The organism is Caulobacter sp. LjRoot300, from assembly GCF_964253875.1.
Lineage (GTDB): Bacteria > Pseudomonadota > Alphaproteobacteria > Caulobacterales > Caulobacteraceae > Caulobacter.
Genome location: NZ_CAXUSA020000001.1, coordinates 53,544 through 78,117, shown reverse-complemented (window position 1 = coordinate 78,117; position 24,574 = coordinate 53,544). Strand labels below are relative to the sequence as shown.

Genomic DNA, 24,574 nt, shown 5'->3' with positions numbered 1-24,574 from the left:
CATGGTCGGTATCCTCGAAGACAAGGACCGCATCTTCACGAACCTCTACGGTCTCCACGATTGGGGCCTCGAGGGTGCGAAGAAGCGCGGCTGCTGGAATGGCACCAAGGACATCCTGGACGCCGGGCGCGACTGGATCATCGACAACATGAAGAACTCCGGCCTGCGCGGTCGGGGCGGGGCGGGCTTCGGCACCGGCCTGAAGTGGTCGTTCATGCCCAAGGAAGTGAAGGACGGCCGTCCGCACTACCTGGTCGTCAACGCCGACGAGTCCGAGCCGGGCACCTGCAAGGACCGGGAGATCATGCGGCACGATCCGCACCTCCTGATCGAGGGTTGCCTGATCGCCTCGCGCGCCATGCTGGCCAACGCCTGCTACATCTATATCCGCGGCGAATATGTCCGTGAGCGCGAAGTGCTGGAAGCCGCCATCAAGCAGGCCTACGAGGCCAAGCTGATCGGCAAGAACAACGTCCACGGCTGGGACTTCGACCTCTACGTTCACCACGGGGCCGGCGCCTATATCTGCGGCGAAGAGACGGCCCTGCTGGAAAGCCTGGAAGGCAAGAAGGGCCAGCCGCGCCTGAAGCCGCCGTTCCCGGCCGGCGCGGGCCTCTACGGCATGCCGACCACGGTCAACAACGTCGAGAGCATCGCCGTCGCCGGCACGATCCTCCGCCGCGGCGCGGCCTGGTTCGCGGGCTTCGGCCGTCCCAACAACGCCGGCACCAAGCTGTTCTGCGTCTCGGGCCACGTGAACCTGCCCTGCAACGTCGAAGAAGCCATGAGCATCCCCTTCCGCCAGCTGATGGAAGACCACTGCGGCGGCATCCGCGGCGGCTGGGGCAACCTGAAGGCCGTCATCCCCGGCGGCTCGTCCGTGCCGATGATCCCCGCCGAGCAGTGCGAAGACCTGCCGATGGACTTCGACGCCCTGCGCAACCTGCGCTCGGGCCTGGGCACCGCGGCCGTGATCGTCATGGACAAGTCCACCGACCTGGTCCGCGCCATCGCCCGCCTGAGCTACTTCTACAAGCACGAGAGCTGCGGCCAGTGCACGCCGTGCCGCGAAGGCACCGGCTGGATGTGGCGGGTCATGGAGCGCATGGCCACCGGCGAGGCCGATCCGAAGGAGATCGACACCCTGCTGGACGTCACGACCCAGGTCGAGGGTCACACCATCTGCGCCCTGGGCGACGCGGCCGCCTGGCCGATCCAGGGCCTGTTCCGCCACTTCCGCCACGAGGTGGAGGAGCGGATCGCATCCTATCGTAGCGGTCGCCTGCACGTGCAGGGCGCCAAGCTGATCGCGGCGGAGTAAACGATTATGGCAATCGCCAAGGTCAATGGCGTCGAGGTCGAGTTCGAGCCCGGCATGACGGTTCTGCAGGTGGCGGAACTGGCCGGGGAAGAGATCCCGCGCTTCTGCTATCATGAGCGCCTGAGCATCGCGGGCAACTGCCGCATGTGCCTGGTCGAGGTGAAGCCCGGCCCGCCCAAGCCGCAAGCGTCGTGCGCCCTGCCGGCCGCCGAGGGCCAGGAGATCTTCACCAAGACCCCGATGGTCAAGAAGGCCCGCGAAGGGGTGATGGAGTTCCTGCTCATCAACCACCCGCTGGATTGCCCGATCTGCGACCAGGGCGGCGAGTGCGACCTGCAGGACCAGGCCATGGGCTATGGCCGCGACGACAGCCGCTACGAAGAGAACAAGCGCGCGGTCGAAGAAAAGGCCATGGGCCCGCTCATCAAGACCGTGATGACCCGCTGCATCCAGTGCACGCGCTGCGTCCGCTTCATCACCGAAGTCGCCGGCTCGCCGGAGATCGGCCTGATCTCGCGCGGCGAAGACGTTGAAATCACGACCTATCTGGGCGCGGCGGTGACGTCGGAGCTCAGCGCCAACGTCATCGACCTGTGCCCGGTCGGCGCCCTGACCTCCAAGCCCTACGCCTTCGAGGCGCGGCCCTGGGAGCTGAAGAAAACCGAGAGCGTCGACGTCATGGACGCCCTGGGCTCGGCCATCCGCGTCGACGCCCGCGGCAATGCGGTGCTGCGCGTGCTGCCGCGCGTCAACGAGGACGTCAACGAGGAGTGGATCTCCGACAAGACGCGCTACGCCGTCGACGGCCTGCAGCGCCAGCGTCTGGACCGTCCTTACGTCCGCGTCGGCGGCAAGCTGCAGGCGGCCTCGTGGGCCCAGGCCTTCGCCGCCGTCGCCGCCAAGATCAAGGCCGCCACGCCGGACCGTATCGGCGTGATCGCCGGCGACCTGCAGGACGCCGAGAGCCTGAAGGCCACCAAGGACCTGTTCATAGCCCTGGGCGTCAAGAACCTTGACGCCCGCCAGGACGGCTCGGCCCTGGGCTACGGCCCGCGCGAAAGCTGGCTGTTCAACTCGACGATCGCCGGCATTGAAAACGCCGACGTGGTGCTGTTCGTCGGCGCCAATCCGCGCCTAGAGGCCCCGGTTCTCAATGCCCGCTTCCGCAAGCAGTGGATCGCCGGCAAGACCCGCTTCGGCGTCATCGGCCAGCAGGCCGACCTGACCTTCGACTACGACTATCTGGGCGCTGGGACCAAGACCCTGTCGGGCCTGACCAAGGCCAAGAACGACTTCGTCGCAGCCCTGAAGAACGCCCAGCGTCCGGCGATCATCATCGGCCAAGGCGCGCTCAGCCGCGCCGACGGAGCCGCCGTGCTGAAGGCCGCCGCGGCCGTCGCCAAGACCTTCAAGGTCGTCCGTGACGGCTGGAACGGCTGGAACGTGCTGCACACCGCCGCGGCTCGCGTGGCCGGCCTGGACCTGGGCTTCGTGCCGGGCGAGGGCGGTCTGACCGCCGGCGAAATGCTGAAGCCGGGGGCGCTGGACGTGCTGTTCCTGCTCGGCGCCGACGAGTGCGAGACCGCCGCATCGGACGCCTTCAAGGTCTATCTGGGCACCCACGGCGACGCCGGCGCCCACAAGGCCGACGTCATCCTGCCCGGCGCGGCCTACACCGAGAAGAACGGCCTCTATGTGAACACCGAAGGCCGCGTCCAGATGGGCGAGCGGGCGGTGTTCCCCAAGGGCGAGGCCAAGGAAGACTGGTCGATCCTGCGGGCCCTGTCCGAGCACCTGGGCGCCAAGCTGCCCTATGACAGCCTGGACCAGCTGCGCGCCAAGCTGTTCGCCGAGCATCCGACCTTCGGCCAGATCGATTTCGCGCCGGGCTCGATCGCCACGGCGTTCGACCTGTCGGGTCTGGGCGGGGAGGGCGAACTCTCCGACGCCCCGTTCGAAAGCCCGATCAAGGCCTTCCACCTGACCAACCCCATCGCGCGCGCCAGCGTGACCATGGCCGAATGCGCGGCCACGGCTTCCGGCGCCGCCAAGATCGCGGCGGAGTAGGCCGGTGAGCGAATTCTTCTCCAACCCGGCCGTCACCTGGACCCTGCTGACCACCGGCGGGATCCTGCTGGTCGTGATCTGGGTGCTGCTGAGCCTGGCCTTCCTGCTGCTGGCCGACCGCAAGATCTGGGCCGGCGTGCAGATGCGCAAGGGGCCCAACGTGGTGGGCCCGTTCGGCCTGCTGCAGTCCTTCGCCGACTTCTTCAAGTTCGTGCTGAAGGAGATCATCATCCCGGCCGGCGCCGACAAGGTGATCTTCCTGCTGGCTCCGCTGCTGAGCCTGGTCCTGGCCTTCGTCGGCTGGGCCGTGGTGCCGTTCGCGCCGGGCTGGGTGGTTTCCAACCTCAACGTCGGCGTCCTCTACCTGCTGGCGATGAGTTCGCTGGGCGTCTATGGCATCATCATGGGCGGCTGGGCTTCGAACTCGAAGTACCCGTTCCTTGGAGCCCTTCGTTCAGCGGCGCAGATGGTGTCGTACGAAGTGTCGATCGGCCTGATCATCATCACGGTGATCCTGCTGGCCGGCACAATGAATCTCAGCTCGATCGTCGAGCAGCAGAAGGGCTGGATCTGGAACTGGAACGTGTTCGGCGGCCACGGGCTGAAGAACATCGTCCTGGCGCCGGTGATGATCATCGCCATGGGCATGTTCTTCATCTCGGCCCTGGCCGAGACCAACCGCCCGCCGTTCGACCTTCCTGAAGCCGAGTCCGAACTCGTGGCCGGCTACCAGGTCGAATACAGCTCGACGCCGTACCTGCTGTTCATGGTCGCCGAATATTCCAACATCGTCCTGATGTGCGCGATGATCAGCGTCCTGTTCTTCGGCGGCTGGAACCCGGGCTTCCCGACCGGCTTCCTGAGCGCCTGGCCGACCTTCTGGGCCAACCTGCTGCTGGCCCTGGTGTTCTTCGCCAAGATCGTCTTCTGGTTCTTCATGATCGCCATGGCCAAGGCCATCGTGCCCCGCTACCGCTACGACCAACTGATGCGCCTGGGCTGGAAGGTGTTCCTGCCGATGTCGCTGGTGCTGGTGATGCTGGTCTCGGCCTGGCGGGTCTTCGGACTGCAGGCGTGATCGGCAGAGCCACATACCTGGCCGTGGCCGGCCTCGGACTGGCCCTGGCCGGTTGCGCGACCGACGACGCGGTCCCGGCCAAGGCGTCCTATTCGCTGGGCCGCGGCACGGCCGGCTACGACCAGCTGCGCCGGGACAGCGAGAGATGCGCCGCCGACGGCGGCAAGATCGAAGCCAAGCAGGACGGGGGCGACCCCACCCAGCTTTCGAACTACACCTGCGTCATTCCAAGGGGCGGAAAATGACACGGACGGCGCGCTGGACCGGATTGATCGCGACGATCGCTCTTTCCGGATGCGCCGTATGGGAACATCCGCGCGGCCTTCCGCCGCCGCGGGCGCGTTCCCTGGACGAACAGGTCGAGGCGCGCCAACAGGCGGACGCCAAGGCCAAGGAATGCATCATCCGGCAGTCCATCCGCCGGGAACAGATCGAAGCGGGCAGGGACGTGCGTCCTTTCCCAAAAGAGAAGTGTTAGGAGAGCTCTGGTGTTCCAGCGCATCACACAGGCGATCAAGGGCGTGGCGTTGCTCGACTTCGCGGGCGCCTTCGGCCTGGGCATGAAGTACATGCTCGCGCCGAAGAAGACCGTGATCTATCCGAACGAGCGCAATCCGCAGTCGCCGCGCTTCCGGGGCGAGCACGCCCTGCGCCGCTATCCGTCGGGCGAGGAGCGCTGCATCGCCTGCAAGCTGTGCGAGGCCATCTGCCCGGCCCAGGCCATCACCATCGAGGCCGAGCCGCGTGACGACGGCAGCCGCCGCACGACCCGCTACGACATCGACATGGTCAAGTGCATCTATTGCGGCCTGTGCCAGGAGGCCTGCCCAGTGGACGCCATCGTCGAGGGGCCGAACATCGAGTTCGCCGTCGAGACGCGCGAAGAGCTCTATTACGACAAGGAAAAGCTGCTCGACAACGGCGACCGTTGGGAGCGGCTGATCGCGAAGAATCTGGAGTTGGACGCGCCCTACCGCTAAAGGACGGGGCGCGATTCCGAGGGTTTGCGGCGGGCCGTCCGGCTCGTCGTGTTTTATGGTTTTCTGAGGGAGCACCTGCCTTGCAGGCGATAGCTTTCTATCTGCTGGCGTTCACGATGCTCGCGGCGGGTTTTCTCGTCGTGTGGTCCAAGAACCCCGTGCACTCGGTGCTCTTCCTGATCACCGCCTTCTTCTCGGCCGCCGGCCTCTTCGTCCTGCTGGGCGCGGAGTTCCTGGCGATGCTGCTGATCGTCGTCTATGTCGGCGCGGTCGCGGTGCTGTTCCTGTTCGTCGTGATGATGCTGGATGTCGACTTCGCCGAGCTGCGGCAGGGCTTCGCCCAGTACCTGCCGATCGGCGGGCTGGTCGGCGGGATCCTGACGCTGGAGATGATCTTCGTCGCCGCGACGGTGGCCGCCAACGGCAAGGCGGGCCTGAACGCCCTGCCCAACGCCTCGCCGGGCGGCATGCCGAACACCGAGGCGATCGGCCGGGTGCTCTACACCGACTACATCTTCTTCTTCCAACTGGCGGGCCTGGTGCTGCTGGTGGCCATGATCGGCGCCATCGTCCTGACCCTGCGCCACAAGCCGGGCGTCAAGCGCCAGGACATCGGCAGGCAGATCGCCCGCACGCCAAAGACCGGAATGGAAATCGTGCAGATCAAGCCGGGCGAGGGGATCAGCGAATGATCGGCCTGTCGCATTATCTCGTCGTCGCCGCCATCCTGTTCACGATCGGCGTCTTCGGCATCTTCGTGAACCGCAAGAACATCATCGTCATTCTGATGTCGATCGAGCTGATCCTGCTGGCGGTGAACATCAACCTGGTGGCCTTCTCGGTCTATCTGCACGACGTGACGGGGCAGATCTTCGCCATGTTCGTGCTGACCGTCGCCGCGGCCGAAGCCGCCGTGGGTCTGGCCATCCTGGTGACGTTCTTCCGTAACCGCGGCGACATCGCCGTCGACGACGCCAGCGTGATGAAGGGCTGATCGCAGTGCAGACTCTCGTCACCATCCTTGTCCTCGCGCCGCTGGTCGCCGCGATCGTCGCCGGCCTGTTCGGCCGCCGCATCGGCGATGTCGCCTCGCAGGCCGTCACCACGGGCGCGCTGATCCTCAGCTGCGCCCTGGGCTGGTACACGTTCAGCCAGTGGACCTGGGGGCACATGGAGGCCTTCACGGTCGACCTGCTGCCCTTCATCCACGTCGGGAACTTCGTTTCCAACTGGTCGATCCGCATCGACGCCCTGTCGGCGGTGATGCTGATCGTGGTCACCACGGTCTCGGCCCTCGTGCACGTCTACAGCTGGGGCTACATGGCGCACGACCCGGACAAGCCGCGGTTCTTCGCCTATCTGTCGCTGTTCACCTTCGCCATGCTGGCCCTGGTCACCGCCGCCGACTTCATGCAGCTGTTCTTCGGCTGGGAAGGGGTGGGTCTGGCCTCGTACCTGCTGATCGGCTTCTGGTTCAAGAAGCCGACCGCCAGCGCCGCCGCCATCAAGGCCTTCGTCGTCAACCGGGTGGGGGACTTTGGTTTCGCCCTGGGCATCATGACCACCTTCTGGGCGTTCGGTTCGATCCAGTTCGCCGAGATCTTCCCGCAGATCGCCTCGGGCGCCGCGCGCACCTGGGAATTCGCCGGCCACACCTTCCCGCTGGTCGACATCGCCTGCTTCCTGCTGTTCATCGGCGCGATGGGCAAGTCGGCGCAGTTCTTCCTGCACACCTGGCTGCCGGACGCGATGGAAGGCCCGACCCCGGTCTCGGCCCTGATCCACGCGGCGACCATGGTCACCGCCGGCGTCTACATGCTGTGCCTGCTGTCGCCGATGTTCGAATACGCGCCCGTCGCCAAGAACATCGTCACGGTGATCGGCGCGATCACGGCCCTGTTCGCGGCCACGGTCGGCCTGACCCAGAACGACATCAAGCGGGTCATCGCCTATTCGACCTGTTCGCAGCTGGGCTACATGTTCTTCGCGGCCGGCGTCGGCGCCTACCAGGCGGCGATGTTCCACCTGTTCACCCACGCCTTCTTCAAGGCGCTGCTGTTCCTGGGCGCGGGTTCGGTGATCAATGGCATGCACCACGAGCAGGACATGCGGAAGTACGGCGCCCTGGCCAAGCTGCTGCCCGTGACCTTCTTCGCCATGACCGTCGGCACCATCGCCATCACGGGCCTTGGCTTCCCGCCGCTGCACCTGGGTTTCGCCGGCTTCTACTCGAAGGACACCATCATCGAGGCGGCCTTCGCCGCTGGCGGTCACAACGGCGTGGCGACGTTCGCCTGGGCGATCGGCGTGCTGGTGGCGGGCCTGACCTCGTTCTACTCCTGGCGCGTGGCCTTCTTCACCTTCAACGGCAAGGCCCGCTGGGGTCATGACGATCACCACGCCGCCGACCACGGGCATGACGCCCACGATCACGACGACCACGCCTCGCCAGCCCAGATCGAGACCCATGACGAGCCGCTGCCCGACGACGGCCACGGCCATGACCACAAGCCGCACGAGAGTCCGTGGGTGATGCTGGTTCCGCTGCTTGTGCTGTCGATCGGCGCGATCTTCGCCGGCTTCGTGTTCACCGACTACTTCGTCGGCCACGGCCAAGCCGAGTTCTGGCGCGGCGCGATCTACAACGCCCCGACCAACCACGTGCTGCACGAGGCCCACGAAGTCCCCGAGTGGGTGAAGTGGAGCCCGCTGGTCGCCTCGATCCTCGGTCTGGCGATCGCCGTGTGGGTCTATCTGATCAAGGGCAACGAGCGCCTGGGCGCCGCCCTGGCGGCCCGCAACGGCCCGCTGTACGTGTTCTTCTACAACAAGTGGTTCTTCGACGAGCTGTACCAGGCGACCTTCGTGCGCGCGGCCAAGTTCCTCGGCGACCTGTTCTGGAAGGGCGGCGACCAGAAGCTGATCGACGGCCTCGGCCCCGACGGCGTCAGCGCCGTCAGCTACGAAGTCGGCCGCCGGACCGGCAAGCTGCAGTCCGGCTACCTGTACCACTACGCCTTCGTCATGCTGCTCGGCGTCGCCGGCCTGCTGACGTTCGCCCTTTACGCATTCCGTTGAGGACGGATCGATGACCGGCCTGCTTAGCCTCACCACCTTCGCTCCGCTTGTCGGCGTGGTCCTGCTGCTGGGCGCGCGCGCCTTGCACGGCGACAACGCCAAGACGGACACCCTGGCCAAGTGGATCGCCCTGGCGACCACCCTGGTCACCTTCGCCCTGTCGGTCGTGCTGGTCGCCCAGTTCGACGCCAAGAACCCGGGCTTCCAGTTCGTGGAAGACCTCAACTGGTTCGCGGGCCTGCACTATCGGATGGGCGTGGACGGGATTTCGATCCTGTTCGTCCTGCTGACCACCTTCCTGCTGCCGATCTGCATCATCGCCGGCTGGAAGTCGGTCGACAAACGCGTGGTCGAGTACCTGATCTGCTTCCTGGTCCTGGAGACCTTGGTGGTCGGGGTGTTCTGCGCCCTGGACCTGATCCTGTTCTACCTCTTCTTCGAGGGCGGCCTGGTTCCGATGTTCCTGATCATCGGCATCTGGGGCGGCAAGCGCCGGGTCTACGCGGCGTACAAGTTCTTCCTCTACACGCTGCTCGGCTCGGTGCTGATGCTGGCGGCCATCCTGTCGATGATCGCCATCGCCCACACCTCGTCGATCCCGGCGCTGATGACCTTCAAGTTCGCCCCGTGGCTGCAGACCTGGCTGTGGCTGGCCTTCTTCGCCAGCTTCGCGGTCAAGATGCCGATGTGGCCGGTCCACACCTGGTTGCCCGACGCCCACGTCGAGGCCCCCACGGCCGGTTCGGTGATCCTGGCGGGCATCCTGCTGAAGATGGGCGGCTACGGCTTCCTGCGCTTCAGCCTGCCGATGTTCCCCAACGCCTCGGAGGTGTTCCAGCCGCTGGTGTTCACGATGTCGGCCATCGCCATCGTCTACACCTCGCTGGTCGCCTTCCGTCAGACCGACATCAAGAAGCTGATCGCCTATTCTTCGGTGGCCCACATGGGCTTCGTGACCATGGGGATCTTCTCGGGCAACGTGCAGGGCGAGCAGGGCGCGATCTTCCAGATGCTGAGCCACGGGGTGATCTCCGGCGCGCTCTTCCTCTGCGTCGGCGTGGTCTATGACCGCATGCACACCCGCGAGATCGCCTTCTACGGCGGCCTGACCAACCGCATGCCGTGGTACGCGGCGGTGTTCATGCTGTTCACCATGGGCAATGTCGGCCTGCCGGGCACCTCGGGCTTCGTCGGCGAGATCCTGACCATGACCGGCACGTACCAGGCCTCGACCTGGACGGCGATCGTGGCCACCACCGGCGTCATCCTGTCGGCGGTCTACGCCCTGAACCTCTATCGTCGCGTGATGTTCGGCGAGATCGTCAATCCGGACCTCAAGACGATCACCGACCTCGACAAGCGCGAGATCCTGATCTTCGCCCCGCTGATCATCGCCACTCTGGTGCTCGGCGTTTATCCCAATCTCGTATTGAACCTGACCGCGTCGTCCGTCGACGGGCTCGTCGGCGCCTGGCGCGCCGCCGTGGGCGGGTGAGGGACCCCATGACGTTCGCCGCCAACTTCTCCCTCGTTCTCCCCGAAGTGATCCTCGGGGCCTCGGCCCTGGTTCTGCTGGTCTGGGGCGCGTTCCACGGCAAGGTCACCCCGCTGTTCACCGGCGCGGCCGTCCTGGCCCTGCTGGGCGCGGCCGTGGCCGCCGTGGTCGGGCCGCACGGACACGCCTTCAACGGCGTCTACGCCGCCGACGCCGCCGCCACCTACGCCAAGGTCGCGATCTACGGCTTCAGCGCCGTGGCCGTCGTGCTGGGCGACCGCTGGCTGGCGGTCCGCGGCGACCAGAAGTTCGAATACGCCGTGCTGGTGATCCTGTCGGCGCTGGGCATGGGCGTCACCGCCTCGGCCGGCGACCTGATCAGCCTCTATGTCGGCGTCGAGCTGCAGTCTCTGGCCCTTTACGTGCTGGCCGCCTTCCGCCGCGACGACGCCAAGTCGTCTGAAGCGGGCCTGAAGTACTTCGTGCTGGGCGCCCTGTCGTCGGGCCTGCTGCTGTACGGCGCCTCGCTGATCTACGGCTTCGCCGGCTCGACCCGCTTCGAGGACATCGCCGCCGCGGCCCACGGGACGCACGGCGCGGGCCTGCTGTTCGGCCTGGTGTTCCTGCTGTGCGGCCTGGCGTTCAAGGTCTCGGCCGCGCCGTTCCACATGTGGACGCCCGACGTCTACGAAGGCGCCCCGACCCCGGTGGTCGGCTTCTTCGCCGCCGCGCCCAAGCTGGCCGCGATGATGATGTTCGCCCGGGTGCTGGGCGACGCCTTCCCGGATTCGGTGGCCCAGTGGCGCCAGATCCTGATCATCACCGCCCTGGCCTCGGTCTTCGTCGGCGCCTTCGCGGGCCTGGCCCAGAGCAACCTCAAGCGCCTGTGGGCCTACAGCTCCATCGCCAATGTCGGCTACGCCCTGTTGGGCGTGGCGACCGGCGGCGAGACCGGCCTGCATTCGATGCTGCTGTTCATGACCCTGTACATGGTCGACGTCACCGGCTTCTTTGCTTGTCTTCAAGCTTTGTCGCGCGACGGCAAGCCCATGGAGACCATCGAGGACATGGCGGGGCTGGTGAAGCACCGTCCGGGGGTCGCCGTGGCCATGACCGCGTTCTCCCTGTCGGCCCTGGGCATGCCGCCGTTCTCGGGCTTCTGGGCCAAGTTCTACGTCTTCGGCGCGGCCATGGGCTCGGGCGACGTGCTGCTGCAATGGGCGGCGGTGCTGGGCCTGGTCGGCAGCGTGGTGGCGGCGTTCTATTACCTGCGCCTGATCAAGACGATGTGGTTCGACGCCCCGGCCGGCGCTGTGGACAGGCCGCAGCCGATCGCCCGCGCGGTCGGCTTCGTGGCCGCCGCCTTCTCGTTCCCGGTCGTGCTGGTCGCGCTGATCTGGCTCGACCCGGCCGCCAGGGCCGCCGCGGCGGCCTTTGGCCACGCGTGAGGTGACGGGCCCCGGCCCGACGCCTAAAGGCTCGACCGCCAAGGGGACGCCCGTCGTCGTCCTGGACGAGATCGACTCGACCAACGCCGAGGCTCGTCGCCGCGCGGAAGTGGGGGAGGCGGGGCCGATGTGGATCGTCGGCCTGCGCCAGACCGCCGGCCGCGGCCGACGCGGGCGCGCCTGGGAGACCGGGGCCGGCAACCTGGCCGCCACTCTGCTGTTCTCCACCGACAAGCCGCCGGCCGAGGCCGCCCAGGTGTCGTTCGTCGCCGCCCTGGCGGTGGCCGACCTGCTGGGCGCCTACGTGCCCGCCAGCCTGGTCAGCCTGAAATGGCCCAATGACCCGCTGCTGGGCGGGCTGAAGGTCAGCGGGATCCTCGTCGAGTCCGGCACCCGGCCGGCCGGCGGCCTGTGGATCGCCGTCGGGGTGGGGGTGAACCTGGCCCGCAAGCCGATCGACAGCGAACGCCCGGCCACCGCCCTGACCACCTACAGGGACGCCCCGCCGCCGTCGCCGGTCGAGGCCATCGAGGTCCTGGCCGCCGCCTTCGCGCGCTGGCAGGACGTCTGGCTGCGCCTGGGATTCCCCGCCATCGCCGAGGCCTGGACCGCCCGCGCCCACGGCCTGGGCGAGCCCTGTGTCGCCCGGCTCGGGACCGAAACCTTGGAGGGGATCGCCGAAGGGCTGGACGGCGACGGCGCGCTGCGTCTTCGTCTGTCCGACGGTCAGTTGCGGCGGGTCACCGCCGGCGACGTCTTTTTCGGAGGGGCCTCCTGATGCTGTTGGCCATCGAACAGGGCAACACCAACACCATGTTCGCCATCCATGATGGCGCGACCTGGATCGCCCAGTGGCGCGCGGCCACCGAGAGCACGCGCACGGCCGACGAATACGTGGTCTGGCTGTCGCAACTGCTGTCGATGCAGGGCCTGGGCTTCCGGGCCATTGACTCGGTGATCATCTCCAGCGTCGTGCCGCAGTCGATCTTCAACCTGCGCAACCTGTCGCGCCGCTATTTCAACGTCGAGCCGCTGGTGATCGGCGAGAACGCCAGGCTGGGCGTCGAGGTGCGGATCGACAAGCCGTCCGAGGCCGGGGCCGACCGCCTGGTCAACGCCGTGGGCGCGCACATGGTCTATCCCGGCCCGCTGATCGTCATCGACAGCGGCACGGCCACCACCTTCGACATCGTCGGCGCCGACGGGGCGTTCGAGGGCGGCATCATCGCCCCGGGCATCAACCTGTCCATGCAGGCCCTGCACGAGGCCGCCGCCAAGCTGCCGCGCATCGCCATCCAGCGCCCGGCCGGCAACCGCGTGGTCGGGACCGACACCGTCAGCGCCATGCAGTCGGGCGTGTTCTGGGGCTATATTTCCCTGATCGAGGGCCTGGTGGCCCGCATCAAGGCCGAACGGGCCGAACCCATGACCGTGGTCGCCACCGGCGGCGTCGCCTCGCTGTTCGAGGGCGCCACCGACAGCATCGACCACTTCGATTCAGATCTGACCATCCGTGGCCTCCTCGAAATTCATCGCCGCAACACCCATCTAGAGACCTAATGACCAAATATACCGACAAGCCTTCCCCCAAGGACGAACTCGTCTTCCTGCCGCTCGGCGGGTCGAACGAGATCGGCATGAACTTCAATCTGTACGGCTACGGCCCGGCGGACGATCGCAAATGGATCGTCGTCGACCTGGGCGTGACGTTCGGCGACCAGACCACGCCCGGCGTCGAGATCATCCTGCCCGACCCCGAATTCATCGAGGCCTATGCCGACGACATCATCGGCATCGTCCTGACCCACGCCCACGAAGACCACCTGGGCGCCGTGCACTGGCTGTGGCCGCGCCTGAAGGCGCCGGTCTACGCCACGCCCTTCACCGCCTTCCTGCTGCGCGAAAAGCTGCGCGACGCCCGCCTGCTGGACGAGGTGCCGATCACCGAGATCCCGCTCAGCGGCAGCTTCGACCTGGGTCCGTTCCACCTGGAAATGATCACCCTGACCCACTCGATCCCCGAGCCGAACGGCCTGGCGATCAAGACGCCGCTGGGCACGATCCTGCACACTGGCGACTGGAAGATCGATCCCGATCCCCAGCTGGGCGGCCCCACCGACATCGAGGCCATCAAGCGCCTCGGCGACGAGGGCGTGCTGGCCATGGTCTGCGACAGCACCAATGTCTTCGTCGACGGCGAGGCCGGTTCCGAAGCCGACGTTCGCGTGGCGATGAACCGGCTGATCAAGGGCCTGACCGGCAAGATCGCCGTGGCCTGCTTCGCCTCCAACGTGGCCCGGATGGACACGGTGATCCGCGCCGCCCAGGCCGCCGGCCGCAAGGTCTGCCTGGCCGGGCGCTCGATGCACCGGATGAGCGCCGCCGCCCGCCACGTCGGCCTGCTGGAGGGCCTGGAGCCGTTCATCACCGACGATCAGGCCAAGTACCTACCCGAGAACGAGGTGCTGTTCCTGTGCACCGGCAGCCAGGGCGAGGCGCGCGCCGCCCTGGCCCGCATCGCCGAGGGCACCCACCCGCACGTCAAGCTCTCGCAGGGCGACCACGTGATCTTCAGCTCGCGCGTCATCCCGGGCAACGAGATCCCGATCCGCAACCTGCAGAACAAGCTGGCCGACCGCGGCGTGCGGCTGCACACCGAGCGCGACACCCCCGGCATCCACGTCAGCGGCCACCCGTGCCGCGACGAGCTCAAGCAGATGTACCAGTGGGCCCGGCCGACCATCGCCGTGCCGACCCATGGCGAGCGGCGCCACCTGATCGAGCACGCCGCCTTCGCCAAGGACCTGCAGGTGCCGCACGCGGTCAGCCCGCGCAACGGCGACATGGTGCTGTTGGCCCCCGGCCATCCGCAGATCATCGACGAGGTCCCGTCGGGCCGCCTCTATGTCGACGGCGGGGTGGTGACGCCCGAGAACGGCGAGGCCCTGCGCGAGCGGCGCCACGCGGCGTTCAACGGCATGCTGGCCGTTTCCGTCGTGCTGGACGGTCGCAACAAGATCGTCTCGGGCCCGCAGGTACGCGGCCTGGGCCTGGCCGGCGACGCCGAATATCCGCTGGACGACGCTCTGGACGACTTGGCCGAGGAGGCCGAGACCGCCTTCAAGCGCCTGAGCGGCGACCAGTGCGAGATCGACGAGGCCATCGAAAGCGCCCTGTCCAAGGCCGTGAAGAAGGCCGCCTTCCGCATCTGGGAGCGCAAGCCCGTGGTCGAGACCACGGTCCTGCGGATCTGACCGCACGATGGACGAGACCAGCCCGCCCGCCGAGGCGACGCGGCCGATCGCCCCCGACCCCGAGCCCCGCTGGCGCCAGACCCTGCGTCTGATGACCAGCGAGGCCTGGGCGCTCGGCGCGCTCACCGCGGTCCTGTGGATCGTCTCCGGTGTCCAACTGCTGGGCAAGACGCAGGGCTGGGACGAGACCATGCTCGCCCTGGGCAGTCTCTACCCGCCGTATTTCCGGCAGGGGTTCTGGTGGACCCCGCTGACCCACATCTTCCTGCATGCGGGCCTGCTGCACATCGTGATGAACACCAGCGCCCTGGTCAGCCTGGGCCCGGCCATCGCCGTGCGCCTCGGCCGGGACCTGAAGGGCGCGTTGCTGTTCTGGGCCTTCTTCCTGATCTGCGGCCTGGCGGGGGGACTGCTGTTCCTCGTCCTGCACTGGAACAGCGAGATCTCGGCCGTCGGGGCCTCGGGCGCGATCTGCGGCCTTTGGGGCGCGGTGGCGCGGCTGACGCCGGACGGCGGCCTGACGCCGATCCTCTCCCGCCAGGTCGGCAAGCAGACCTGGTCCTTCGTCGTCATGAACCTGGTGCTGGTCGCCATCGGCTTCGGCCTGGGCATGGCGTCGGGGCAGGGCGGACTGATGATCGCCTGGGAGTGCCATGTCGGCGGCTTCGTCGCCGGGCTGTTCCTGGTCGAGATGTTCCCCGCGCGATATTGGTGGCTTGCTCGCCCGGCCCGAGCGGATTGATCGCGGGGCGAGGCCCCCCCGCTGAAACGCCTCGCCGCGGGTCCATGAAGTCGTCTATATCCTCGCAAAACGACCAGAGGCGCGCGCGCCTCCGCCCCGCAGGACCTGAACGGATGATCGGCAAGCTCAACCACGTCGGCGTCGCGACCCCCTCCATCGACGAGTCGGTGAAGATGTACCGCGACCTGCTGGGCGCGACCTCGCACACCGACAAGTGGGCCATGCCGGAACAGGGCGTCTGGGTCTGTTTCGTCAACCTGCCCAACAGCCAGATCGAGCTGATCGAGCCCTATGGCGAGGCTTCGCCGATTCACGGCTTCCTGGCCAAGAACCCAAAGGGCGGCCAGCACCACATCTGCTTCGAGGTCGAGAACATCTACGAAGCGCGCGACAGCCTGGTCGCCAAGGGCGCCACCGTGCTGGGCGAGCCGCGCATCGGCGCCCACGGCACGCTGATCATCTTCGTTCACCCGAAAGACATGGGCGGCATGCTGGTCGAACTCATGGAAACCCCCAAGGACGCTCACTGATGGGTCCCGTCACCTGCATCGCCGTCTATCTGACCATCTGGTGGACCACGTTGTTCGCCGTGCTGCCCCTGGGCAACCGCACCTTCAAGGAGATGGGGATCGAGCCGCCGCCCGGCGCGGACCCGGGCGCGCCGGTCAATCCGAACCTCAAGCGCAAGTTCTTCACCACCACCTGGGTCTCGGCCCTGGTGATGGCCGGACTGCTGCTGACCATCCATTTCCACCTGATCGACCTGCCGGCGCTGCCCGCCACCTATTAATCCCAGGAATGGCGCCCAAGCCTTGGGCGGGCGACGATGGTTTTGCCGGCGTTCGCCCATTTCGTGGGCGAAGTTCGTCAAGTGGTCAGGCCAGGCGCAATCGGGCGCCCCGAACAACTGTTCGGGGGGTAGTCTCAGACTCACGAGGCCGGCTTTTCCGACCTTGCTCTGTGGCGTCTTCCCCGACGATGACTTGATAGGCCGCGCGTGAACCGCGCGGCCTTCTTTTCGTTTCCAGAGCCCCGGGCGTCATCTTTTCGCCGCGCGCGTTGCCAAGCTGAGGCCCAAGCGGCTATCTCAACGCCTCGAATTCCCCGGAGACGTCTCGTCCATGCGCCTGTCGCGCTATTTCCTGCCCGTTCTGAAAGAAGCTCCCTCCGACGCCCAGATCGTCTCGCACCAGCTGATGCTGCGCGCGGGCATGATCCGCCAGGAGGCGGCGGGCATCTACGCCTGGCTGCCGCTGGGCCTGAAGGTGCTCAACAAGGTCGAGCAGATCGTCCGCGAGGAGATGGACCGGGCCGGGGCCATCGAGCTCCTGATGCCGACCCTGCAGCTGGCCGACCTGTGGCGCGAGTCGGGCCGCTACGACGCCTATGGCCCGGAGATGCTGCGCATCGTCGACCGTCACGAGCGCGAGCTGCTGTACGGGCCTACCAACGAGGAAATGATCACCGAGATCTTCCGGGCCTATGTGAAGAGCTACAAGGACCTGCCCAAGAACCTCTACCACGTGCAATGGAAGTTCCGCGACGAGCGTCGCCCGCGCTTCGGCGTGATGCGCGGCCGCGAGTTCCTGATGAAGGACGCCTACAGCTTCGACCTCGACGCCGAGGGCGCGCGCAAGGCCTATAACCGCATGTTCGTGGCCTATCTGAACCTGTTCTCGCGCATGGGCCTGAAGGCCGTGCCGATGCGCGCCGACACCGGCCCGATCGGCGGCGACCTTTCCCACGAATTCATCGTCCTGGCCGAGACCGGCGAAAGCGCCGTTTTCTGCCACAAGGACCTGGTCGAGATGGCCGCGCCCGGCCCGGACGTCGACTGGTACGGCGACCTGCAGCCGCTGGTGAACCAGCGCACGGCGCTCTACGCCGCCACCGAGGAAATGCACGACGAGGCGGCCTTCGACGCCATCCCCGAGGGCGATCGCCTGTCGGCGCGCGGCATCGAGGTGGGCCACATCTTCTCGTTCGGGACCAAGTATTCCGAGCCGATGAAGGCCCTGGTCACCGGGCCCGACGGCAAGGACGTGCCAGTTCAGATGGGCAGCTACGGCGTCGGCGTCTCGCGGCTGCTGGGCGCGATCATCGAGGCCAGCCATGACGACGGCGGCATCATCTGGCCGGAGTCGGTCGCCCCGTTCGGAGTTGGGATCATCAACATGCGCCAGGGCGACGCCGCCTGCGACGAGGCCTGCGAGACGGCTTACCAGGTGCTGAAGGCCGCCGGCCGCGACCCGCTCTACGACGACACCGACGCCCGCGGCGGCGCCAAGTTCGCCACCATGGATCTGATCGGCGTGCCCTGGCAGCTGATCGTCGGCCCCAAGGGGATCGCCGAGGGCGTGGTCGAGCTGAAGAACCGCAAGACCGGCGAGCGTCATAGCGCCTCGCTCGACGCGATCCTGGCACAACTCAGCGCCAAGGCCGCCTGATGGCCCTCGGCGCGGGTCCGTTCGGAACCTGGGAGCGCACCGTCGCCTGGCGCTATCTGCGCAACAAGCGCAAGAACGGCGGCGTGGCGCTGATCGCCATCATCTCGTTCGCCGCGGTGATGCTGGCGGTGTTCGCCCTGATCACCGTGATGAGCGTGATGAACGGCTTCCGCGCCGAGCTGCTGGGCCGGCTGCTGGGCTTCAACGGCCACGTCTACGCCCAGGGCCCGCTGCTGAACGGACCCGATCGCGACGGCGTCATCGGCCGCATCAAGGCCGTGCGCGGCGTCACCCAGGCCGCGCCGATGGTCGAGGCCCAGGCCATGGTCATCGGCCCCAGCCAGGTGTCCGGCGCCATCGTACGCGGGGTCACGCCGGCCGATCTGCGCGGCATGAAGATGATCTCGTCCAACATCAAGCGCGGCTCCCTGGCCGGCTTCGGCGAGGGCGAGGACGGCGGGGACATCGTGCTGATCGGCGACCGCATGGCCCGCAACCTCGGCCTGTCGGTCGGCGACGCCATCACCCTGATCTCGCCTTCCGGCCCGGCCACGGCCTTCGGCACCTCGACCAGCGAGAAGGACTACACGGTCGGCGGGATCTTCAGCGTCGGCATGAGCCAGTTCGACGAGAGCTTCGTCTACATGGCGCTGCCCCAGGCCCAGCTGTTCTTCAGCCGCGATACCGCGATCGACTATGTCGAGATCAAGATCGCCGATCCGGACAAGGCCAAGGCAATCAAGCCGATCATCCAGCAGGCCAGCGGCCCAGGCGCCTTCGTCCAGGACTGGATGGACAAGAACGCCAGCTACTTCAACGCCCTGCAGGTCGAACGCAAGGTGATGCGGCTGATCCTGTTCTTCATCGTCGCCATCGCCACCCTGAACATCATCTCGGCCCTGGTCATGCTGGTGAAGAACAAGGGCCGCGACATCGCCATCCTGCGGACCATGGGCGCCAGTCAGAGCGCGATCCTGCGAATCTTCGTGATGGCCGGCGCGTCGATCGGCCTGTCGGGAACCCTGGCGGGCCTGCTGCTGGGCGTGCTGTTCTGCGCCAATATCACCGCCATCCAGAACTTCGTGGAATGGGTGACGGGCACGGCGGTGTTCAGCGCCGACATCTACTTCCTGGCCCATATCCCGGCCAAGATCGACTGGACCGAGGTGGCCGGCATCGTCGGCATCTCGACGGCCATGAGCATCCTGGCCACCCTGCCGCCCGCCATCCGCGCCTCGCGGCTCGATCCGGTCGAGGCCCTTCGCTATGAGTAGCCCCGTCCTGGCCCTGCGCGGCGTCGAGCGCACCTATGTCACCGAGGCCGGCGCCCTGAACGTGCTGCGCGGCGTCGACCTGGACGTCTATCCGGGCGAGGTGGTCGGGCTGATCGGTCCGTCCGGTTCGGGCAAGTCGTCGCTGCTGCACGCGGCCGGCCTGCTGGAAAAGCCGAACGCCGGCCTGATCGCCCTGGACGGCCGCGATTGCTCCAAGCTGTCCGAACGCCAGCGCACCAAGGTGCGGCTGTCGACCGTCGGCTTCATCTACCAGTTCCACCACCTGCTGCCCGAATTCAGCGCGCTGGACAATGTCGCCATGCCGTCGATGATCGCCGGCCGGAGCAAGGCCGAGGCGCGGGCGTCGGCGACCGAGATGCTGAACCAGCTGGGCCTGGCCGCGCGCCTCGACCACCAGCCGGGCCAGATGTCGGGCGGCGAGCAGCAGCGGGTGGCCATCGCCCGGGCCCTGGCCAACAAGCCCAAGCTGCTGCTGGCCGACGAGCCGACCGGCAATCTCGACCCGGCCAATTCGGCGGGGGTGTTCCAGGCGCTCTACGAGCAGGCCCGGCAACGGGGCGTGGCGGCCTTGATCGCCACGCACAACATGGAACTGGCCCGCTACATGGACCGGGTCTTTGCTCTCAAGGACGGGCACCTGGTGGCGCAGACCTTCTAGAGCAGGGCCTCACGCACGGTGGCGTAGAACCCCGCCTGGTCGATCTTCCGAACGATCCGGGCGTTGGGCGGCCGGCGCTTCAGGGCCGGATCCGCCAGTTCGATGTCGGGCAGGATCGGGTGGGAGACGCTCAGATAGCCGCGCGTCAGCTCGCCGATCGTCTCGACATCGACCACGGCCATGTCGGACTCCAGGATCAGGGTCTCGTCCAGGGCCACGGCGCACGTCAGGGCGTCGGGGTGCAGGCTGCCGTCCAGGCCTTGCGTCTGCTGGGCGAAGGTCAGGGAGGCGCGATTGACCTTGGTGAAGAACGCCGCGCGCGGCGTGCCCAGGGCCTCCAGGGCCGCCAGCTGCTCCACGGTCAGCAGGCCGTCCCGTAGCGTCTGCGTCCAGGTGACGATGCTCGTCGGAAAGCCGGCGTTGATCACGATCTTGGCCGCTTCCGGATCGACATAGAGGTTGTATTCGGCCGCCGGGGTGACGTTGCCGACCCCGTTGTCGGTCCCGCCCATGATCCATAGATGCTTGACGGCTTGGGCGATGCGCGGCTCGCGCAGATAGGCCAGGGCGATGTTGGTCAGGGCGGCCTGGGCGATCAGGGTGATCTCGCCGGGCGCGTCCATCACCCGCCGCACGATCTCGTCGGCGGCATGGCCGGGGGAGGGGCGCTGGACGGCCTTCGCAAAGCCGCTGTCGCTCATGCCGTCGGCCCCGAACACATAGGCCGCGTCCAACGGCGCGCGGGTGAACGGCCGCTGGGCGCCCAGATAGACCGGGACCTCGCCGCTCCGTCCGCAGGCCTCCAGCGTGGCCAGGGCGTTCTCGGCATGCTGCTCGAAGCCGACATTGCCGTGGGCGATGGTGATGGCCTCGACGCTCACGCCCGGTCGGCGCAGGGCCAGCATCAGGGAGAACACGTCGTCCCCGGCGGTGTCGGTGTCGATGATCAGGCGCATGGCCGCGATCTGAGCCGATCCGCGGCGCAAATCCATCGGAAACCGCCGCCGCGACCCATCCGCGCGGGCGGCGCGACAAAAAAGCGCGCAATCGAACAAGGGTCTCTTGCGGACGAGAACAAAAGTGGAATATAGAACAAACAAGCAACGACCGCAGGAGGGTTCCCATGGTCCGTATCGCGCGTGAGTCTTTGGCGCTTGTATCTGTCGCGAGCTTCGTCTGGATGATGTGCCAGGTCGCCCAATTGGTGGCCTGAGTCGCGAAAGCATGAGGTGCGGTGATGTCGGGCAATGAAGGTCAGGGTTTCGTCCACCTTCGCGTGCGCTCGGCCTATTCGCTGCTGGAAGGCGCCATCAAGGCCGACAAGATCCCCGGCATGGCCGCGGCCGCTGGCATGCCGGCGGCGGGTCTGGTGGACCGCAACAACCTGTTCGGGGCGCTGGAATATTCCGTCTATTCCAAGGACTACGGGGTTCAGCCGATCATCGGCTGCGCCCTGGCGGTGTCCGGGATCGGGGCGGGGCCGACCGAGCGCTGGGCCCGCACCCCGACCATCACCCTGCTGGTCCAGAACGAGCGGGGTTATCTGAACCTCTCGGAACTGTCGTCCCTGGCCTATCTCGAGAGCGGCGAGATGGCCGAGCCGGTCGTGCCCTGGGCCAAGGTGGTCGAGCACGCCGAGGGGCTGATCCTGCTGTCGGGCGGTACGGACGGTCCGATCGACGCCCTGCTGGCCGCCGGCAAGACCGCCGAGGGCGAGGCCGCCCTGGCGCAGATGCAGCGGGTGTTCGGCGACCGCTTCTATGTCGAGCTGCAGCGCCACGGCCTGCCGCGCCAGGCCGCCGCCGAGCCGGGCCTGGTCCATTGGGCTTATGAGAACGACGCGCCTCTGGTCGCCACCAACGACGTCTATTACGCCAAGCCGAGCCTGTACGACGCCCACGACGCCCTGCTGTGCATCTCCGACGGCGCCTTCGTCGGCCAGGACGAGCGGCGGCGCGTCACGCCCGAGCACTGGTTCAAGCCGGCCGAGGACATGCGCAAGCTGTTCGCCGACCTGCCGGAAGCCTGCGACAACACCCTCGACATCGCCCGCCGCTGCGCCTTCATGGTGCACAAGCGCGACCCGATCCTGCCCAGCTTCCCCACCGGCGACGGCCGCAGCGAGCCCGAGGAACTGACCCACCAGGCCAAGGAAGGCCTGAAGATGCGCCTGGCCGCCTTGGACAAGCTGGCCGTCGACGAGCAGGCCTACTGGGACCGGCTGGATTTCGAGCTGTCGATCATCATCAAGATGGGCTTCCCCGGCTACTTCCTGATCGTGTCGGACTTCATCAAGTGGGCCAAGGAGCACGGCATCCCCGTCGGCCCGGGCCGCGGTTCGGGCGCCGGGTCGTTGGTCGCCTGGGTGCTGACCATCACTGACCTGGATCCGCTGCGCTTCGGCCTGCTGTTCGAGCGGTTCCTCAATCCCGAACGGGTCTCCATGCCCGACTTCGACATCGACTTCTGCCAGGAGCGGCGGGAAGAGGTGATCGTCTATGTGCAGGAAAAGTACGGCCGCGATCGGGTGGCTCAGATCATCACCTTCGGCTCCCTGCAGGCCCGCGCCGTGCTGCGCGACGTCGGCCGGGTGATGCAGCTGCCGCTGGGCCTGGTCGACCGGCTCTGCAAGATGGTGCCCAACAACCCGGCCGCGCCGGTGACCCTGGCCCAGGCCATCGACATCGAGCCGCGCCTCAAGCAGGCCCGTGACGAGGACGGCAACGTCAAGGCCTGCCTGGACGTGGCCCTGCAGCTGGAGGGCCTGTTCCGCAACGCCTCGACCCACGCCGCCGGCGTGGTGATCGGCGACCGGCCGCTGACCCAGCTGACGCCGCTCTACAAGGATCCCCGCTCGGACCTGCCGGCCACCCAGTTCAACATGAAGTGGGTCGAAAGCGCCGGCCTGGTGAAGTTCGACTTCCTGGGCCTGAAGACCCTCACGGTGCTGGATCGGGCGGTCAAGCACCTGAAGAAGCGCGGCGAGGTCATCGACCTGGGCAAGCTGCCGTTCGACGACGCCAAGACCTACGAACTGCTCGCCTCGGGCCAGACGGTCGGCGTGTTCCAGCTGGAAAGCCAGGGCATGCGCGACACCCTGCGCAAGATGCGCTGCGGCTCGATCGAGGAGATCACCGCGCTGATCTCGCTGTACCGCCCGGGGCCGATGGACAACATCGACACCTTCGTCGACTGCAAGTTCGGCCGAAAGCCCGTCGACAACCTGCATCCCTCGCTGGAGGTGGTGCTGAAGGAGACCTACGGCGTCATCGTCTACCAGGAACAGGTGATGCAGATCGCCCAGATCCTGGCCGGCTACAGCCTGGGCGAAGCCGACCTGCTGCGGCGGGCCATGGGCAAGAAGAAGAAGGAGGAAATGGATCTCCAGAAGATCCGTTTCGTCGCCGGGGCCAAGGAAAAGAACGTTCCCGAGGAGCAGTCCGGCTCGATCTTCGAACTGGTGGCCAAGTTCGCCGGCTACGGCTTCAACAAGTCGCACGCCGCCGCCTACGCCCTGATCGCCTACCAGACGGCCTGGCTGAAGGCCAATACGCCGGTCGAGTTCCTGGCCGCGTCGATGAGCCTGGATCTGTCGAACACCGACAAGCTGGCGGTCTTCCACCAGGACGCCCGGCGCTTCGACATCACCGTGCGGCCGCCGGACGTCAACCGCTCGGGCGCCGACTTCGAGGTCGAGAACGGCGAGGTGCTGTACGCCCTGGGCGCGGTGCGCAACGTCGGGCTGGAGGCCATGAAGCACCTGGTCGCCATCCGCGAGGAGGGCGGGCCGTTCCGCGACATCTTCGACTTCGTCGAGCGGGTCGATCCCAAGCTGGTCAACAAGCGGGCGATCGAGAACCTGGCCCGGGCCGGGGCCTTCGACTCCATCCACAAGAACCGCGCCCAGATCTTCGCCTCGGCCGACGTGCTGATCGCCCACGGCCAGAGCATCGCCGCCGATCGCCAGGGCGGGCAGCACGCCCTGTTCGGCGGCGACCCGGCGGCCGGCCGGCCGCGCCTGAAGAAGACCGAGCCTTGGAGCCAGGTCGACCTGCTGGACGAGGAATTGGCCGCGGTCGGCTTTTACCTGACCGGCCACCCGCTGGACGACATGGTCGGGGTGCTGCGCCGCCGTCGCACGGCTATGCTGACCGAGGTCATCCCGCGCGCCGAGGCCGGCATGGAGGCCTTCCGCATGTGCGGCGTGGTCCGCCGCCGCCAGGAGCGCGCCTCGCAGAGCGGCGAGCGCTTCGCCTTCGTCTCGCTGTCGGATCCCAGCGGCGAGTACGAGGTGCTGTTTCCGCCCGAGGCGCTGCGCAAGTGCCGCGAGGTGCTGGAGCCGGGCAAGGCGGTGTCGATCAAGGTCCGCGCCAAGGCCCGCGACGGCGAGGTGCGGTTCTTCGGCGACGACGCCGAGCCGATCGAGAAGGCCATCGAGAACATGGTGGCGGGGCTGCGCCTGCACCTGTCGCCCTCGGCGACCGAGATCGAGGCCCTGAAGAAGCGGCTCGAGCCGGCAGCCTCGCCGCGGGGCGGCGAGGTCAGCCTGATCGCCGCCCTGGGCGGCGGCCGCGAGATCGAGATGAAGCTGCCGGGCCGCTACACCTTGGACGCCGCCTTGCGCGGGGCCCTGAAGACCGCGCCCGGGGTGGCGCTGCTGGAGGACGTATGATGCGGAAGGACGCGCGGCGGCGGGCTCAGCCTCCGCGTG

At 67.4% G+C, this 24,574-nt stretch carries 23 protein-coding genes; 22 read left to right on the top strand and 1 reads right to left on the bottom strand.

Annotated features, from left to right (window positions below):
- Window position 1: 1 nt before the first annotated feature.
- The 20 genes from nuoF (at window position 2) to ACSQ2G_RS00305 (ending at window position 19,863) form a co-directional block, all read left to right on the top strand.
- Window positions 2-1,321, top strand: coding sequence for an NADH-quinone oxidoreductase subunit NuoF (gene nuoF / locus ACSQ2G_RS00400; RefSeq protein ID WP_436027349.1), 1,320 nt, complete (start codon window positions 2-4; stop codon window positions 1,319-1,321).
- Window positions 1,322-1,327: 6 nt separating this feature from the next.
- Complete coding sequence (gene nuoG / locus ACSQ2G_RS00395) at window positions 1,328-3,388, top strand: NADH-quinone oxidoreductase subunit NuoG (RefSeq protein ID WP_436027347.1); 2,061 nt, start codon at window positions 1,328-1,330, stop codon at window positions 3,386-3,388.
- 4 nt (window positions 3,389-3,392) lie between these two features.
- Complete coding sequence (gene nuoH / locus ACSQ2G_RS00390) at window positions 3,393-4,466, top strand: NADH-quinone oxidoreductase subunit NuoH (protein WP_436027345.1); 1,074 nt, start codon at window positions 3,393-3,395, stop codon at window positions 4,464-4,466.
- Window positions 4,463-4,711: a hypothetical protein gene (locus ACSQ2G_RS00385; RefSeq protein WP_436027343.1), complete on the top strand. Its 249-nt coding sequence runs from the start codon at window positions 4,463-4,465 to the stop codon at window positions 4,709-4,711. The genes nuoH and ACSQ2G_RS00385 overlap by 4 nt, the downstream gene beginning before the upstream one ends.
- The gene (locus ACSQ2G_RS00380) at window positions 4,708-4,944 is read left to right on the top strand and encodes a hypothetical protein (RefSeq protein ID WP_436027341.1); all 237 of its coding nucleotides are present in this window, start codon (window positions 4,708-4,710) and stop codon (window positions 4,942-4,944) included. The genes ACSQ2G_RS00385 and ACSQ2G_RS00380 overlap by 4 nt, the downstream gene beginning before the upstream one ends.
- 10 nt (window positions 4,945-4,954) lie before the next feature.
- Complete coding sequence (gene nuoI / locus ACSQ2G_RS00375) at window positions 4,955-5,446, top strand: NADH-quinone oxidoreductase subunit NuoI (RefSeq protein WP_310081392.1); 492 nt, start codon at window positions 4,955-4,957, stop codon at window positions 5,444-5,446.
- Window positions 5,447-5,526: 80 nt separating this feature from the next.
- Window positions 5,527-6,138: an NADH-quinone oxidoreductase subunit J gene (locus tag ACSQ2G_RS00370; protein ID WP_436027339.1), complete on the top strand. Its 612-nt coding sequence runs from the start codon at window positions 5,527-5,529 to the stop codon at window positions 6,136-6,138.
- On the top strand, window positions 6,135-6,440 hold the full coding sequence (gene nuoK / locus ACSQ2G_RS00365; protein WP_028037628.1) for an NADH-quinone oxidoreductase subunit NuoK: 306 nt from the start codon (window positions 6,135-6,137) through the stop codon (window positions 6,438-6,440). The genes ACSQ2G_RS00370 and nuoK overlap by 4 nt, the downstream gene beginning before the upstream one ends.
- A gap of 5 nt (window positions 6,441-6,445) precedes the next feature.
- Entirely contained in the window at window positions 6,446-8,524 is a 2,079-nt protein-coding gene (gene nuoL, locus ACSQ2G_RS00360) for an NADH-quinone oxidoreductase subunit L (RefSeq protein WP_436027337.1), read from the top strand.
- A 10-nt stretch (window positions 8,525-8,534) separates the two neighbouring features.
- Window positions 8,535-10,019, top strand: coding sequence for an NADH-quinone oxidoreductase subunit M (locus ACSQ2G_RS00355; protein ID WP_436027335.1), 1,485 nt, complete (start codon window positions 8,535-8,537; stop codon window positions 10,017-10,019).
- Between the two features lie 8 nt (window positions 10,020-10,027).
- Entirely contained in the window at window positions 10,028-11,467 is a 1,440-nt protein-coding gene (nuoN, locus tag ACSQ2G_RS00350) for an NADH-quinone oxidoreductase subunit NuoN (protein WP_436027333.1), read from the top strand.
- Window position 11,468: 1 nt separating this feature from the next.
- Entirely contained in the window at window positions 11,469-12,245 is a 777-nt protein-coding gene (locus tag ACSQ2G_RS00345) for a biotin--[acetyl-CoA-carboxylase] ligase (RefSeq protein WP_436027332.1), read from the top strand.
- The gene (locus tag ACSQ2G_RS00340) at window positions 12,242-13,027 is read left to right on the top strand and encodes a type III pantothenate kinase (RefSeq protein WP_436028886.1); all 786 of its coding nucleotides are present in this window, start codon (window positions 12,242-12,244) and stop codon (window positions 13,025-13,027) included. Before ACSQ2G_RS00345 ends, ACSQ2G_RS00340 begins: the two co-directional genes overlap by 4 nt.
- Entirely contained in the window at window positions 13,027-14,721 is a 1,695-nt protein-coding gene (locus ACSQ2G_RS00335) for a ribonuclease J (protein WP_436027331.1), read from the top strand. Before ACSQ2G_RS00340 ends, ACSQ2G_RS00335 begins: the two co-directional genes overlap by 1 nt.
- Window positions 14,722-14,728: 7 nt before the next feature.
- Window positions 14,729-15,463, top strand: a complete 735-nt coding sequence (locus ACSQ2G_RS00330) for a rhomboid family intramembrane serine protease (protein ID WP_436027330.1) — start codon at window positions 14,729-14,731, stop codon at window positions 15,461-15,463.
- A gap of 113 nt (window positions 15,464-15,576) precedes the next feature.
- Window positions 15,577-15,993: a methylmalonyl-CoA epimerase gene (gene mce, locus ACSQ2G_RS00325; RefSeq protein WP_436027328.1), complete on the top strand. Its 417-nt coding sequence runs from the start codon at window positions 15,577-15,579 to the stop codon at window positions 15,991-15,993.
- Entirely contained in the window at window positions 15,993-16,253 is a 261-nt protein-coding gene (locus ACSQ2G_RS00320) for a DUF1467 family protein (protein WP_028037620.1), read from the top strand. Before mce ends, ACSQ2G_RS00320 begins: the two co-directional genes overlap by 1 nt.
- A gap of 331 nt (window positions 16,254-16,584) precedes the next feature.
- Entirely contained in the window at window positions 16,585-17,910 is a 1,326-nt protein-coding gene (gene proS / locus ACSQ2G_RS00315) for a proline--tRNA ligase (RefSeq protein ID WP_436027326.1), read from the top strand.
- Window positions 17,910-19,184 (top strand): lipoprotein-releasing ABC transporter permease subunit, encoded by a 1,275-nt coding sequence (locus ACSQ2G_RS00310; RefSeq protein ID WP_436027324.1) that lies wholly within the window; start codon window positions 17,910-17,912, stop codon window positions 19,182-19,184. The genes proS and ACSQ2G_RS00310 overlap by 1 nt, the downstream gene beginning before the upstream one ends.
- Entirely contained in the window at window positions 19,177-19,863 is a 687-nt protein-coding gene (locus ACSQ2G_RS00305) for an ABC transporter ATP-binding protein (RefSeq protein WP_436027322.1), read from the top strand. Before ACSQ2G_RS00310 ends, ACSQ2G_RS00305 begins: the two co-directional genes overlap by 8 nt.
- On the opposite strand, the gene ACSQ2G_RS00300 is transcribed toward ACSQ2G_RS00305, so the two are convergent.
- Window positions 19,860-20,819 (bottom strand): nucleoside hydrolase, encoded by a 960-nt coding sequence (locus ACSQ2G_RS00300; RefSeq protein ID WP_436027320.1) that lies wholly within the window; start codon window positions 20,817-20,819, stop codon window positions 19,860-19,862. The genes ACSQ2G_RS00305 and ACSQ2G_RS00300 overlap by 4 nt on opposite strands.
- Window positions 20,820-20,986: 167 nt before the next feature.
- Here ACSQ2G_RS00300 and sidA point away from each other — a divergent pair, with 167 nt between their 5' ends.
- Both sidA and dnaE read left to right on the top strand, forming a co-directional pair.
- Window positions 20,987-21,076: a cell division inhibitor SidA gene (sidA, locus tag ACSQ2G_RS00295; RefSeq protein ID WP_035018457.1), complete on the top strand. Its 90-nt coding sequence runs from the start codon at window positions 20,987-20,989 to the stop codon at window positions 21,074-21,076.
- A gap of 24 nt (window positions 21,077-21,100) precedes the next feature.
- Window positions 21,101-24,535: a DNA polymerase III subunit alpha gene (dnaE, locus tag ACSQ2G_RS00290; protein WP_436027318.1), complete on the top strand. Its 3,435-nt coding sequence runs from the start codon at window positions 21,101-21,103 to the stop codon at window positions 24,533-24,535.
- Window positions 24,536-24,574 lie beyond the last annotated feature (39 nt).